The sequence below is a fragment of the Rhizobium mesosinicum genome (assembly GCF_019511345.1).
GTDB classification, from domain to species: Bacteria; Pseudomonadota; Alphaproteobacteria; order Rhizobiales; family Rhizobiaceae; genus Rhizobium; species Rhizobium mesosinicum.
In genome coordinates this window covers 590,550-604,403 of sequence record NZ_JAEUAK010000003.1, presented here as the reverse complement: position 1 = coordinate 604,403, position 13,854 = coordinate 590,550, and the positions used below count along the sequence as shown (strand labels likewise).

Sequence of the window (13,854 nt, the reverse complement as noted above, 5' to 3'; positions counted from 1 at the left end):
GCCGAGCTTTGTCACGAAACCTTCTGCCGCCCGTAAAGCAGCAACATGCCGATGATGACGGCACCATAGATCAGCTGACGCCCGGCCTCTTCGATCTGCATGACCGAGAGGATCGACTGCAGCAGGGTTATCAAGATGACGCCAGCGACGGTTCCGAGATAAGAACCCTTGCCTCCCAGCACATGCGTGCCGCCGAGCACGACGGCAGCAATTGACGGCAGGAGATACGCGTCACCCATGGATTGGGAGGCTTTCGAAGCGTATCCCGCGAGCAGCACGCCGCCGAGCGCGCTGAGACCGCCCGAGATGATGAAGGCGAGCAGGGTAATCCTGCGCGTATTGATTCCGGACATGTAGGCGGCGCGTTCGCGATTGCCGATCGCGTAGAGCGACCGGCCGAAAGTCGTGCGCGTCAAAAGGAAGACGGCGAGCAGGCCGACGATGAGCCACACCAGAACGCCGTTCGGAAGACCCGGAATGGTGTAGCCGGTTGCAAGGAAGCGCATGGCCGCAGAAGCCGAATCCTGAGGGGAGAAGCCACCGGTATACACGACCATCAATCCTTGGGCGACGGCATTGGTGGCAAGCGTGATGATCATCGAGGGAATGCGCAGATAGGCGACCGCGAGCCCGTTGACGAACCCGACTGCTGCGCCGCAGAGAATGCCGAAGGGGATCGCGAGGATCGCACCCGTCGTTCCGTAGGCAGTGGCGGCGCAGGCCATCATCGCTCCTGTCGTCACCACCCAAGGCACCGACAGGTCGATCTGTCCAAGCAGGATGACCGCCATCATGCCGGTCGCGATCACACCTAGGAACGAAGCCACCTTTAGCTGCTGCAACAGGTAATCCGGAGACAGGAAGTTGGAGGAATAGAGCGAACCGCCGAGAAGCAACAGGATGATGCAGCCGAAGGCGATCGCCACGGCGGGATCGACACCACGCAAGCGTGGAGGCACAGGAATCTGCCGCATGGTGGAAGCATCCTCGCTCATTGGAACCACTCCAGACGATTGCGCACCCGCGATAGGCCGATGCAGCCGATGCTGACTGCCAGCATCAGCACAACACCCTGGAAAAGCGGCTGCCAGAGCGGGTCGAAGTCGAAGACGAACAAGAGGTCGCCGATGGTGCGGAAGGCGAGCGCGCCGAATACCGCGCCAATGGCACTTCCCTTACCGCCTGCGAGCGAAACGCCGCCGAGCACCACTGCCGCAATCGAATAGAGCGTATAGGCGTTGCCGCTCGCAAAGGCCGCCTCGCCCGTATAGGAAAAGAAGGTCAAATAAAGCCCGCCGACCGCTGACAGTAGGCCAGCCAGCGCATAGGCGGCAAGCTTTGCCCGCTTCACCGGCATAGCCGACATATAGGCGGCGTTTTCCGCCGATCCGACTGCATAGGCGGTGCGGCCGAACACGGAACGGCTGAACGGCACCCAGATCACCAGGATGACTAGAGCGAGCACGACAAGGCTTGCCGGGATGACGCCCAAAAACGTCGAGGTGAAGGCATCGGCGAGATCCTCGTTGACCGAGCCGCCGGGTGTGGGCCGCAGCAACAGCGCCAGTCCGTAGAAGACCGCGCTGGTCGCAATCGTCGTGACGATGGGCTGCAACCGACCGAAGATGATGACCAGCCCATTGAGCAGGCCGCAGGCAAGACCCGTCAGGAGTACGGCAATGACGCCAAGCCCCGTCTGCAGCGGCGTACCCACGACGAGCCACGATGCGAGGCAGTTGCACAGGATCAGGATCATGCCAACCGAAAGATCGATGCCCGCCGTGATCACCACGAAACACTGCGCCATGGCCACGAAGGCAAGCAGCGTTGCCTTGTTGGCGGCCGTCTGTACCACGTTGGGCGTAAAGCCGGCGGGATGGTTCGAGACATAGATGATGAACATCAGGATGAAGAGAAGGGCAGCAAAGAGCGTGCCCTTCTGCTGAACGTACCGATAGCGCCATTCGCCGCTCGCCTGCATGCTCATTGGGCTATCCTTTGCTGTGCTTGACTGGCGTCGATATTGAGGGCGGCGCTGATGAGCTCGCGCTCGTTGATCTCGTTTCCTTCCAGAACGCGAATGATGCTGCCATCATACATGACGAGCACACGATCGCAGCAGCCGATCAGTTCATCATAGTCGGTCGAATAGAAGATGATGGCGGCACCCGCATCTGCAAGCTTGCGCAGCAGGGCATAGATTTCCTGCTTGGTGCCGACATCGATACCGCGGGTCGGATCGTTGAGCAGAATGATGCGCGGGCGGTTCATCAGCCATTTGGCGATCACCACTTTCTGCTGGTTGCCACCTGACAGCGAGGCGACGGGCATATCGATCGTCGCGGCCTTGATCGCCAGAAGCTTCAGCAGCTCGTCGATTTCGCGAAGCTCGGCTGCCCGATCAATAACGCCGTTGCGCGAAACGCGGTCGAGTGCCGCAATCGAGAGGTTCTCGCGCACCGTCATTGGCAGCATCAGCCCCTCGGTCTTACGATCCTCTGGGATCAGCGCCATTGAGATCTCGCCCGATTTCGCTTCGCCGGGGCTCTTCAACGCAACCGGCTTGCCATCAATCGCCACCTCGCCCTTAAGGTCGCGCAGCACGCCGAAAAGCGCCAGAAGCAATTCTCGCTGCCCCTGCCCGTCCAATCCGCCGAAGCCGATAATCTCGCCCGGCCGCACATCGAAATTGATTCCGGAAAGCCGGTCTCCCCAGGAAAGGTCGCGACAGGACAGAACCGGCGTGGCTGCCCTCGGCTGCATCGGCTTGGGCGGAAAGACGTTGGTATATTCACGGCCGATCATCAGTTCCACGACCTGCTGGTCACTCTTGCTGCCGGCAGGATAGGATTCGATGCTGCGGCCGTTTCTAAAGACCGTGCAGTCGTCGGCCAGTTGTGCAATCTCATGCATGCGGTGCGAAATATAGATCAGCGCCATGCCTTCGGCCCTGAGTTGCTTAAGCACGCCGAAAACCTTCTCGACATCCGACTGGGTCAAGGCCGAGGTGGCCTCGTCGAGGATCATCAAACGCGGCTTGCGGGCCAGCGCCTTGGCGATCTCCACCATCTGCCGGCGAGAAAGCGGCAAATCCTTCACCAGGGACGACGGATGGATATCGGCAGCACCGGCGCGAGCGAGTGCTTCCTCGGCAATCTGGCGCTGTCTTTTGCGATCGATCATACCGAAACGCAGCGGCGGATTGCTGATGACGATATTGTCGGCCACCGAAAGATCGGGAATAAGCGACAATTCCTGGAAAACACAAACGATACCGGCGCCATTGGCGGCGGCCGGTGACGCGAAGGAGACTTCATTTCCGTCGAGCAGCATGCGTCCTTCATCGGGCGCTACTACACCGGCCATAATCTTGATGAGCGTCGATTTGCCGGCGCCGTTTTCGCCGAGCACGGCATGGATCGCGCCCGGTCGAACAGCGATATTGGCTTCTTTCAGCGCAATCGCACCGCCATAGCGTTTCGATATGCCTTCCATGCGCAGAAGCGGTTCAGAAAGGATCATGCATCCAGCCTCCATTCGGTGGTGTCGAGATCGAGACTGCGGGCGCGAACGCCCGCAGTCAGGTCCGGATGGTGGCGTTTACTGGTTTTCCTTGGTCTGCCCCATGATTTCCTGTGCGGAGAAGTTGATGCCACAGGTCGGGAAAGAGTTGCCGACGAAAAAGTTATCGGATTCCTTTGGATAGTAGTCCTCACCTTCCTTGAAATCGGGATCGGAAACGAGTGCCGTCGGCAGCTTGACGGCCTGAGGAACGACCTTGCCCTCAAGTGCCGCAATGGCCGTCTTGATGGCAACAGCAACCTGTGCCGGGCCAGTACCGGCCGACGAGCATTTCAGGCCATCTGCCGCATGGGCGGCGCAGAATTTGCGGAAGCCGTTCTCTGTCTCACCACCGAAAGGCACGAAGGGATGCTTTGCATCGATCATCGCCTGCACCACGCCAGTATCGCCGCCCTGCGCGGTAATGCCGTCAAATGGGCCATTGGTGGCGATCGCATCAGCGGTTGCCTTCTGCGCGACTCCGTCATCCCACTTGCCGACGACTTCGGTGACGGTGAACTTCTTGCCCGAAGCGTCCAGCGTTTCGTGGATACCGTTATGACGATCCGTATCGACGGAGGTGCCGGCAACACCGCGCACTTCCAGGATCTTGCCGCCTTGCGGCAGGTGCTTCACCAGCCAATCGGCCCAGAGAGCACCAAGGCCTTTCTGATCGACGTTGACATTGATCGCATCCTTGGTGTCGAGAATATTGTCGAAGGCGACGAGAACGACGCCGGCTTTTTTGGCGCGCTTGATAACCGGACCGAACGCTGTCGGGTTCTGAGCATTGACGACGATGGCATCGTAACCAGCATCGATGAAGTTGTTGATCGCCGAAATCTGGGCCGGAACATCCTCGCCGGTCGAGACGACCTTGAACTCTTTCAGCTTGGCAGCAACGTCGGGCTGGGCGGCATAGGCCTTTGCCGTCTGGACCATCTGGATGCGCCATGTATTGGCGATATAGCCGTTAGCAAGCGCGATACGGTATGGGCCATCCTTCTTCGGAAATTGCAAGAACTGGGTTTCAGCTGACCATGGAACCATGCAATCCGGATCGGCGGCGGGTCCGGACACAACCTTTGGCTCCGCCATGGCCGTGCTGCAGAGAAGAGCAAAGGCCGACGCGGAAAATGCGGCGGCACCAGCCATCTTAGCTTTTTTCACCTTGAACATTGAATACCTCCTCCTCAGGCGGCCCGAGCCGCCCCTCCACAAGATATTATTGGCATGCTGATTCCGGGAAGGCTCCATCCCATCCCTTTCCGGTACGATTTGAGCGTAACATAGTTGACAGCGCTGTCAAATCGGATTTGCTAGCGCTGTCAACTACGCTAATCATGATAGATATTTCGCAACTGCGAGATGATTTACGGATCAATATGAATTGTTCTGTTAGAGTGAGAGGCAATGCGAAGAATAACTTTGGATGATGTGGCAAATCTGGCTGGCGTCAGCCCTATCACGGTTTCACGCGTACTTCGCAAGCCCGACGCGGTCTCGGAGGCGCTGCGGCGGCGCGTGAATGCCGCCATTCAGGAACTCGGTTACGTCCCCAACATCGCGGCCAGCCGGCTTGCCTCATCCCGCACGCATGCAATCGGCGTCATTGTGCCGACCCTCTACAACGTGATCTTTGCCGAATATCTTTTTGCACTGCACGAAGTACTTGTCGGTGCCGGCTTCCAGGTGATCGTCGTCAACAGCCGGTATTCGGAGCAGGAGGAGGAGAATGCGATTAAGGTATTGCTCGGCCAGCGGGTCGAAGCAATCATTATCGCCGGCGTTCATCATACGCAGCTTGCCCATCAACTTCTGACGCGGGCACATTTGCCCGTTGTCGAGACGTTCGAGTTGTCGCCCGATCCGATCGACCTTAATATTGGCATGCTGCAGGATCGCGCCGGGCAGGCGGCAACGCAGCATCTCATCGACCGCGGCTTCAGCCGTATTGCCTTTTTGGCAGGCAACCTCGACCATCGTTCCCAGTCCCGCTTCGACGGCTATCGTCTGGCGATGCAGGAAGCGGACCTGGAGAATCTTGAGATCGTCACTCAGCGGCCGCGGCACAGCTCGGTTGCGCTTGGCTCCGACCTCCTGGCCTTTATGCATGAACGCGGCGACCACCCGGAAGCGATCTTCTGCACCGACGACAACGTGGCACTCGGCGCCATGCAGGAGTGCCGCAAGCGCGGCATCCGCGTGCCTGACGATATCGCCATCATCGGTTTTCATGATCTGGAATTTTCCGCCTGTGCGTCACCGTCCCTCTCATCGATCATGACGAGACGTTTCGAGACGGGCAAACTTGCCGCCGAAAAAGTGCTGGCGGCCCTCAATTCGACGAGCCGTCAGACACCAAACCAGATCGATCTCGGCTTCGAGGTCATCGCTCGCGAGAGCACGGGGGTGACCGTTGCGGTTTCGAGTTAGGAGGAAAGGCTCTAAGCCGCAGCTTGGGCCTCGCTCTTGGCGATCGTGACGGGGACGCCCTTGTAACTCGGCGTGCCCGACTTGCGATCGTAGTGATCAAGGGCGATCACCGCATTCATTTCCGGATAATAACCGGCCACGGAACCGACGGGGATATTGTACTCGACAGCCGTGAAACCGATGACGGTTTTCCCGCCGCCGTTACCCGCGGCGGAGCGGATATCGATCCTGTCTCCGTCACGCAGGCCCCGTTCCGCAAGATCCCGACTGCTCATGAAGATGACGTCACGGCGGCCGAAGATGCCGCGATAGCGATCGTCGAGACCATAGACGGTCGTGTTGTACTGGTCATGACTGCGCAGCGTCGTCAGCACCAATGTCGTCGGGTCCTTCAGGCGGGGATCTTCGTCGAGACCGGGAGCGACGAGGAAATTCGCCTTTCCGCTCGCGGTCTTCCAGACGCGATAGGAGGCCGGAACATCGAGCCGGAAGCCGCCGCGGACCCGGACGCGGCTGTTGAACTCATGAAAATCCGGGAAGACCACTTCGATCTTTTCGCGAATGCGATCGTAATTGGCGATCAGCCCGTCCCAGTCGATATCGTATTTTGTACCGAGTGTGGCCATTGCGATGCCTGCGATGATGGCCGGTTCGGATTTCAGCAATTCGCTCGGCGGCTTCAGGAAGCCGCGCGAAGCATGCACCATGGACATGGAATCCTCGACCGTAACCGCTTGCGGACCTGATGCCTGGGTATCGAGGTCGGTCCGCCCGAGGCAGGGGAGGATGATCGAGGTCTTTGCCGTCAGGAGGTGCGAGCGGTTGAGCTTGGTGGCGATATGGACAGCAAGATCAAGCTTGCGCATCGCCGCGAAGGTCACGTCAGGATCTGACATGGCGACAGCCAGGTTGCCGCCGAGGCAGATCAGCGCCTTGGATTTGCCGGCCGCAATCGCCTCGATAGATTCGATCGCATTGTGGCCTTTCTCTGCAGAAGGACGGAAACCAAAGGCGCGCTCCATACCGTCGAGCAGCGCCTTGTTTGGAATCTCGGTGATGCCGACGGTCCTGTCGCCCTGCACATTGGAGTGACCGCGCAACGGGCAGAGGCCGGCGCCCGGGCGGCCGATATTGCCGCGCAGCATCAGGAAATTGGCAAGCTGCTGGACATTCGCCGTTCCGTTCGCGTGCTGCGTGATGCCCATGCCGTAGCAGAGAATGACATTGCGAGCATTGAGATAGACATCGACGGCGCTGTTCAGCGCCTCCATGGTAAGGCCGGACACGCTGAGGATATCGGCCCAGCTGGTATTTGCGAGATCTTCCTTCAGAGCATCGATACCAATGGTATGTTCGGCAATGAAAGCCCGGTCGAGAACACCTTCGCCCCCCACCGCAAGATCCGCCTCGTCGCGCTCGAAGATCAGCTTCATCAGCCCTTTAAGGGCTGCAAGGTCGCCACCGGTGCGGACCTGATGATAGGCTGATGCAATGCGCGTCGAGGATAGGGTCACCATCTCCACTGGATTTTGCGGCGCGGCGAAACGCTCCAGTGCGCGTTCCTTCAGTGGGTTAAAGACGATGATGGGCACGCCGCGCCGCGACGCCTCATGCAAGGTGGTCATCATGCGAGGATGGTTGGTTCCCGGGTTGTGGCCGAAGCTGAAGATCGCATCGGCATCGTCGAAATCCTCAAGCGTTACAGTACCTTTTCCGACGCCGAGTGACAGCGGCAGGCCGACGCTGGTCGCCTCATGGCACATGTTCGAACAATCGGGGAAATTATTGGTGCCATAGGCACGAACGAAAAGCTGATAGAGGAAAGCAGCTTCATTGGACGCGCGACCGGATGTATAGAACTCGGCCTCGTGTGGGCTCGCGAGCTTGTTAAGCTCCGCACCGATCAGAGCGAAGGCATGGTCCCAATCGATGGCTTCGTATTTGTCGGTGGCACCATTGTATTTCAATGGATGCGTCAGGCGGCCTTGGTCTTCGAGCTTGTGATCGATCCATTCCCAAAGTTCCGAAACCGTGTGCTCGGCAAAGAATTCCGGCTCGACACGGCGGGCGGTCGATTCCCAGGTAATTGCTTTTGCACCGTTTTCGCAGAATTCAAACGAAGACGTGTGCTTAGGATCGGGCCAGGCGCAGCCGGGACAATCGAAACCTTCAGGCTGGTTTGCCTTGAGCAGCGTAGTACTGCCCTGTGCAACGATCTGCTGATGCTTCAGCGTTTTCGCCACCGCTTTCAGCGCATCCCATCCCCCTGCGGGGTGACTGTACGCCTCAACGCCTTCGGGACGTTCGTCACTCATCTTCACTCTCCATCTTCAAGATAACCCAACGATAACAGCGAATGTCCGGGCGGTGCATTATACTGAGGCATAGATAGCCAGTCGTCGACAAGTGTAGGGATCCGGGAGGGTTGCACATATATAAAGCAAATAGATTATTATTTCATCATTTTTACAAAATGCCTATTAAATTGCCTTTTCGCCTTGTCGGCCTTGCTGCATTGCGTCATAAATGACACATGAGCCGGCTCGATCTGACCATTCTAGTGATCGATGAAAATACCATTCGCGCCTCCATCATCGAAGAGGGCCTGCGAGAGGCTGGCCATGCGCGCGTGACTGTCATTCACGAGGTTCAGGGTGTGGCGCGCATCATCGATACGCTGAGGCCCGACGTCATCATCATCGATATCGAGAACCCCAATCGCGACATGATGGAGCATCTGTTCCAGTTGACCCGCACGGTCGGCAGACCGATTGCCATGTTCGTCGACCGCTCCGACACGGCCTCCATCGAGGCCGCGGTGGATGCCGGCGTGTCGGCATACATCGTCGACGGGCTGAAGAAGGAGCGCGTCAAACCCATTCTCGATATGGCGGTCAGCCGCTTCAATGCCTTCAACCGGCTCCAGCGTGAACTTGCCGATGCCAAGTCGGCCCTGGAGGAACGCAAGATCGTCGAGCGCGCCAAAGGCATACTGATGAAGTTGCGCGGCCTGTCAGAGGAGGAAGCGTTTGCGCTGCTTCGGCAGACGGCAATGAACGAGAAGAAGAAGATGTCCGACATCGCCCAGAGCGTCGTGACCGCAGCAGGGCTTTTGATGTGATAACCGGTCTGGTTGCGATTGTCCGGAGGAAGCCGGAGTGAACATGATGACGAAAAGCTTCGATCCCGATGCCGGTCTGCCGGCACCCGCACATGCCAACGGCGGAGGTTCCAAAACGCTGCGGGCCGGCTTCATTCCGCTCATCGACGCTTCCGTGCTCATCGCGGCAGCAGAATTCGGTTTTGCCAAGCGGGAGGGCTTGACGCTCGATCTCGTCAAGGACGTCTCCTGGGCAAACATCCGCGACCGCCTCGCTTTCCGGCAGTTCGATATCGCCCACATGCTCTCGCCTATGCCCGTTGCCTCCATGCTCGGCCTCGGCTCCAATCCGTCACCGACGATTACGCCTTTTTCTCTCGGGCGCGGCGGAAATGCGATTACGCTGTCGACCCGCCTTTTCGACAGGATGCGGAATACGACCGGGCTTTCCGAAACTGCCAGTGCACTGGAAAACGCCCAGGCCCTCTCAACGGTGCTGGCGGCAATGAAGGCAAGCGGCGAGCCGCTGCCGACCTTCGGGGTCACCTATCCCTTTTCCTCGCATAATTACGAATTCCGCTACTGGCTCGCCGCCGGCGGCATCGACCCGGACAAGGACGTCAAACTCGTCGTCGTGCCGCCGCCACTGACCTCCGACGCGCTGGCCGCCGGCGCGATCGATGGCTTTTGTGTCGGCGCACCCTGGAACATGGTGGCGTCAGAGCGTGGCGTCGGGCGTATCGTCGCTGCCAAACAGGATATCTGGCCATCTGCACCGGAAAAGGTGATCGGCATGCGCCCGGAGTGGGCGGACAGTCATCAGGAAACCGTCTCCCGGCTGATCGTCGCTCTCGACGCAGCGGCACGCTGGTGCGACCGGCCGGAAAACCACGATGCGCTTGCCGAAGCCCTGGCGGAAGCCCGCTACATCGCAGCCCCGGTCCACATCATCCGCCATGTGCTGGCCGGCGAGTTCAGCCTCGATGCGAAGGGGAACCGGCGCATCATTGACAATTACTTCATGTTCCATTCGGGCTTTGCCAATTATCCGCGCACAAGCCAGGCGCTGTGGATCTATAGCCAGATGATCCGCTGGGGTCAGGCCGAACTCGGACTCAACCCCGCACGCGCGGCCGCTTCCGCCTATCGCCCGGACCTTTACCGCACGGCCCTTGGCGAGGGCAGTGCACCCATCGATGCCGATGTACGCATCGAGGGCGCCGACGAAAACGACCGCTTCATGGACGGCCATGTTTTCGATCCGTCGAAACTGCCGGACTACATTGCGGGATTTGCGGTGAAGAGCGCCCTGCCCTTCGTTCTGCCTGCTGATGAAGCCTGAACCGGTTGCTGCATTGCATAAATCGCTTGCAGGATTTTCGACCCGCACTGAGCAATCGCACAAAAGTTTTGCAGAGCGACTTCGTGCTTTGAAAAGCAGCAGCGGGTGCGAGCCGAAGAAATTTCCTTCCATTTCAATAGCCTACAGCAACCTAGACAAACTGGCACGCTGCTTGCAGGGGTAAAACTGCACCGGTCAACGGCGATCGGCGCAGGATGAGCGCGCAATAAGCGCTCACAACAGACATCGACGTCGCAAGGTTTTTGCTGTCCGGGACTTCTCCCTTCCCGAGGACGCAATCTCCGAGCGGCGTTTTTTATTGCGAAAATTCCGGCAGCCACCCAGAGGAGCCCGCGCATGACCAAGATTTTCACGACCGCGATCAGCCGTCGCAGCATGCTGAAGACCACCGCCGCCGCAGCCCTCGTGAGCGCTGTTCGGACAGCATTTCCTTCCGGAGCCTTCGCTGCTGCGGCCACACCTGAAGTGACGGGCGTCAAGCTTGGCTTCATCGCCCTGACGGATGCAGCGCCGCTTATCGTCGCCAAGGAAAAGGGGTTGTTCGAAAAGTACGGCCTTCCTGAAGTCGACGTGGCGAAGCAGGCCTCCTGGGGTGCAACGCGCGACAATCTGGTTCTCGGCGGTGCGGCCAACGGTATCGATGGCGCGCATATCCTCTCGCCGCTGCCTTATCTCATGCACACAGGCAAGGTGACCCAGAACAACCAGCCGGTGCCGATGGCACTGCTGGCACGTCTGAACTACGACAGCCAGGGCATCTCGGTCGCCAAGGAATATGCCGATACAGGTGTCCAGCTCGACTCCTCCAAACTGAAAGCCGCCTTCGAGAAGAAGAAGGCCGAGGGCAAGGAAGTGAAAGCCGCCATGACCTTCCCCGGCGGCACGCACGACCTGTGGATTCGCTACTGGCTCGCCGCCGGCGGCATCGATCCGGACAAGGACGTCTCCACCATCGTCGTACCACCCCCACAGATGGTCGCGAACATGAAGGTCGGCAACATGGACGTCTTCTGTGTCGGCGAGCCCTGGAACGAGCAGCTCGTCAATCAGGGCATCGGCTTCACGGCGGCAACGACCGGTGAGCTCTGGAAAGGCCATCCGGAAAAGGCCCTCGGCATGCGCGCCGACTGGGTGGAAAAGAACCCGAATGCTGCCAAAGCCCTGCTGATGGCCATCATGGAAGCCCAGCAATGGTGTGACAGCATGGACAACAAGGAAGAGATGGCGACCATCCTCGGCAAGCGGCAGTGGTTCAACGTACCGCCGAAGGATGTGCTGGGCCGCCTGAGGGGCGACATCAATTATGGCAATGGCCGCGTTACCCACGGCACCGATCTCTACATGAAATTCTGGGCCGGCGGCGTCTCCTATCCCTTCAAGAGCCACGATACCTGGTTCATGGCGGAGAATATCCGCTGGGGCAAACTCGCACCGGATACGGATATCAAGGCGCTGGTCGACAAGGTCAACCGTGAGGACATCTGGCGCGAGGCCGCAAAGGATCTCGGCGTTGCGGCGACCGATATTCCGGCCTCGATGTCGCGCGGCAAGGAAACCTTCTTCGACGGCAAGGTCTTCGACCCGGAGAACCCCTCCGCCTATCTCGACAGCCTTTCCATAAAGGCCGCTTCGTAATCCCTGCCTCCGGCGCGTGAGGCGCGCGCCGGCCTTTTATTCCATCAAGGAGCGAACGCATGTCAGCGCTTGCAAAGAATGAAACCATCAAGGCGGCTGTTGTGCCGAAGACGGCCACTATCGTCCATCTCGCAAAGAAGCCGGCGCGCAAGATCGACCTTCAGCTTCTTTTGGTCGCTGCCGCCCGCAATATCCTGCCGCCGCTGATCGTTCTCGCGATTATTCTCGGCCTCTGGCAGATCCTCTGTTCCTCGCCGAACGCTTCGCTGCCATCGCCGCACCAGGTCTGGCAGGAAAGCTATGATCTGATCGCCTATCCCTTCTTCAACTACGGCTCGCAGGATATCGGTCTCGGCTGGCGCGTGCTGGTTTCGCTGCAGCGGGTTGCCTATGGCTTCGGCCTTGCAGCCGTAATCGGCATCGTTATCGGCGCCGTTATCGGCCAGTCGGTCTGGGCGATGCGCGGCCTCGATCCGATCTTCCAGGTGCTGCGCACCGTGCCGCCGCTTGCATGGCTGCCATTGTCGCTCGCGGCCTTCCAGGACAGCAATCCTTCGGCGATCTTCGTGATCTTCATCACCTCGATCTGGCCGGTCATCATCAACACCGCCGTCGGCGTGCGCAACATCCCGCAGGATTATCGCAACGTCGCCGAAGTGCTGCGGCTCAACCAGTTCGAGTTCTTCTTCAAGATCATGCTGCCGTCCGCAGCCCCTTACATCTTCACCGGCCTTCGCATCGGCGTCGGTCTCTCATGGCTGGCGATCGTCGCCGCCGAGATGCTGACCGGCGGTGTCGGCATCGGTTTCTTCATCTGGGATGCGTGGAACTCCTCCCGCCTGCCCGACATCATCGTGGCCCTTGCCTATATCGGCGTCGTCGGCTTCGCCCTCGACAAGCTCGTGTCCGCCATCGGCAAGATCGTCACACGCGGCGCCTCGGCCAATTGAGGGGATCGACCATGAACGCCTATCTGAAGCTCGACCATATCGACAAGCATTTCGACCGTGCCGGCGCCCGCACCGAGGTACTGAAGGACGTCAACCTCGTCATCGACAAGGGTGAATTCGTCTCGATCATCGGCCATTCCGGCTGTGGAAAGTCCACACTTCTCAACCTCATCGCCGGCCTGACGCCTGTCTCAAAGGGAGCCGTGCTGCTCGAAAACCGCGAGGTCAACGAGCCCGGCCCGGAACGCGCCGTCGTCTTCCAGAACCATTCGCTGCTCCCCTGGCTGACGGTCTATGAGAACGTCAATCTCGCCGTCTCGAAAGTCTTCAGCAACAAAAAGAGCAAGGCCGAGCGTCACGACTGGGTCATGACCAATCTTGACCTCGTGCAGATGGCTCATGCGAAAGACAGACGCCCCTCCGAAATATCAGGCGGCATGAAGCAGCGTGTCGGCATTGCCCGGGCACTCTCGATGGAGCCGAAGATCCTGCTGCTCGACGAGCCCTTCGGCGCGCTCGACGCCCTGACGCGGGCGCATTTGCAGGATGCTGTCATGGAGATCCACGCCCGGCTCGGCAATACGATGGTCATGATCACCCATGACGTCGACGAAGCCGTGCTGCTTTCCGACCGCATCGTGATGATGACGAATGGGCCGGCAGCCCGCATCGGCGAAGTTCTCGACGTGCCCATTGCCCGTCCCCGCAACCGGATCGAGCTCGCCTCCGACCGAACCTACCTCAAATGCCGCGAAGCCGTGCTGAAGTTCCTCTACGAACGTCACCGCTTCGTCGAAGCCGCGGAGTAA

11 protein-coding genes are annotated in these 13,854 nt (G+C 59.4%); 6 read left to right on the top strand and 5 right to left on the bottom strand.

The window, feature by feature from the left end:
• Window positions 1–11: 11 nt before the first annotated feature.
• The 4 genes from JNB85_RS10370 to JNB85_RS10355 form a co-directional block, all read right to left on the bottom strand.
• Window positions 12–995, bottom strand: a complete 984-nt coding sequence (locus JNB85_RS10370; RefSeq protein WP_220334238.1) for an ABC transporter permease — start codon at window positions 993–995, stop codon at window positions 12–14.
• Window positions 992–1,987 (bottom strand): ABC transporter permease, encoded by a 996-nt coding sequence (locus tag JNB85_RS10365; protein WP_220334237.1) that lies wholly within the window; start codon window positions 1,985–1,987, stop codon window positions 992–994. Before JNB85_RS10365 ends, JNB85_RS10370 begins: the two co-directional genes overlap by 4 nt.
• Window positions 1,984–3,522, bottom strand: coding sequence for a sugar ABC transporter ATP-binding protein (locus JNB85_RS10360; protein WP_220334236.1), 1,539 nt, complete (start codon window positions 3,520–3,522; stop codon window positions 1,984–1,986). The genes JNB85_RS10365 and JNB85_RS10360 overlap by 4 nt, the downstream gene beginning before the upstream one ends.
• Window positions 3,523–3,600: 78 nt before the next feature.
• Window positions 3,601–4,740, bottom strand: coding sequence for a sugar ABC transporter substrate-binding protein (locus JNB85_RS10355; RefSeq protein WP_220334235.1), 1,140 nt, complete (start codon window positions 4,738–4,740; stop codon window positions 3,601–3,603).
• Window positions 4,741–4,974: 234 nt separating this feature from the next.
• Here JNB85_RS10355 and JNB85_RS10350 point away from each other — a divergent pair, with 234 nt between their 5' ends.
• Window positions 4,975–5,997, top strand: coding sequence for a LacI family DNA-binding transcriptional regulator (locus JNB85_RS10350; RefSeq protein ID WP_220334234.1), 1,023 nt, complete (start codon window positions 4,975–4,977; stop codon window positions 5,995–5,997).
• 11 nt (window positions 5,998–6,008) lie between these two features.
• On the opposite strand, the gene JNB85_RS10345 is transcribed toward JNB85_RS10350, so the two are convergent.
• A complete protein-coding gene (locus JNB85_RS10345; protein ID WP_220334233.1) occupies window positions 6,009–8,312 on the bottom strand; it encodes an FdhF/YdeP family oxidoreductase in 2,304 nt (767 codons plus the stop codon).
• 218 nt (window positions 8,313–8,530) lie between these two features.
• Here JNB85_RS10345 and JNB85_RS10340 point away from each other — a divergent pair, with 218 nt between their 5' ends.
• The 5 genes from JNB85_RS10340 (at window position 8,531) to JNB85_RS10320 (ending at window position 13,854) form a co-directional block, all read left to right on the top strand.
• On the top strand, window positions 8,531–9,118 hold the full coding sequence (locus tag JNB85_RS10340; RefSeq protein ID WP_220334232.1) for an ANTAR domain-containing response regulator: 588 nt from the start codon (window positions 8,531–8,533) through the stop codon (window positions 9,116–9,118).
• 37 nt (window positions 9,119–9,155) lie between these two features.
• The gene (locus tag JNB85_RS10335; protein ID WP_220334231.1) at window positions 9,156–10,439 is read left to right on the top strand and encodes a CmpA/NrtA family ABC transporter substrate-binding protein; all 1,284 of its coding nucleotides are present in this window, start codon (window positions 9,156–9,158) and stop codon (window positions 10,437–10,439) included.
• 357 nt (window positions 10,440–10,796) lie between these two features.
• Window positions 10,797–12,095: a CmpA/NrtA family ABC transporter substrate-binding protein gene (locus JNB85_RS10330; protein ID WP_220334230.1), complete on the top strand. Its 1,299-nt coding sequence runs from the start codon at window positions 10,797–10,799 to the stop codon at window positions 12,093–12,095.
• 59 nt (window positions 12,096–12,154) lie between these two features.
• Window positions 12,155–13,045 (top strand): nitrate ABC transporter permease, encoded by an 891-nt coding sequence (ntrB, locus tag JNB85_RS10325; RefSeq protein ID WP_220334229.1) that lies wholly within the window; start codon window positions 12,155–12,157, stop codon window positions 13,043–13,045.
• Between the two features lie 11 nt (window positions 13,046–13,056).
• Window positions 13,057–13,854, top strand: a complete 798-nt coding sequence (locus JNB85_RS10320) for an ABC transporter ATP-binding protein (RefSeq protein ID WP_220334228.1) — start codon at window positions 13,057–13,059, stop codon at window positions 13,852–13,854.

Coding starts and splice junctions, on each gene's coding strand:
- JNB85_RS10370 (WP_220334238.1), bottom strand. CDS start 995: ATGAGCGAGGATGCTTCCACCATGCGGCAGATTCCTGTGCCTCCACGC.
- JNB85_RS10365 (WP_220334237.1), bottom strand. CDS start 1,987: ATGAGCATGCAGGCGAGCGGCGAATGGCGCTATCGGTACGTTCAGCAG.
- JNB85_RS10360 (WP_220334236.1), bottom strand. CDS start 3,522: ATGATCCTTTCTGAACCGCTTCTGCGCATGGAAGGCATATCGAAACGC.
- JNB85_RS10355 (WP_220334235.1), bottom strand. CDS start 4,740: ATGTTCAAGGTGAAAAAAGCTAAGATGGCTGGTGCCGCCGCATTTTCC.
- JNB85_RS10350 (WP_220334234.1), top strand. CDS start 4,975: ATGCGAAGAATAACTTTGGATGATGTGGCAAATCTGGCTGGCGTCAGC.
- JNB85_RS10345 (WP_220334233.1), bottom strand. CDS start 8,312: ATGAGTGACGAACGTCCCGAAGGCGTTGAGGCGTACAGTCACCCCGCA.
- JNB85_RS10340 (WP_220334232.1), top strand. CDS start 8,531: ATGAGCCGGCTCGATCTGACCATTCTAGTGATCGATGAAAATACCATT.
- JNB85_RS10330 (WP_220334230.1), top strand. CDS start 10,797: ATGACCAAGATTTTCACGACCGCGATCAGCCGTCGCAGCATGCTGAAG.
- ntrB (WP_220334229.1), top strand. CDS start 12,155: ATGTCAGCGCTTGCAAAGAATGAAACCATCAAGGCGGCTGTTGTGCCG.
- JNB85_RS10320 (WP_220334228.1), top strand. CDS start 13,057: ATGAACGCCTATCTGAAGCTCGACCATATCGACAAGCATTTCGACCGT.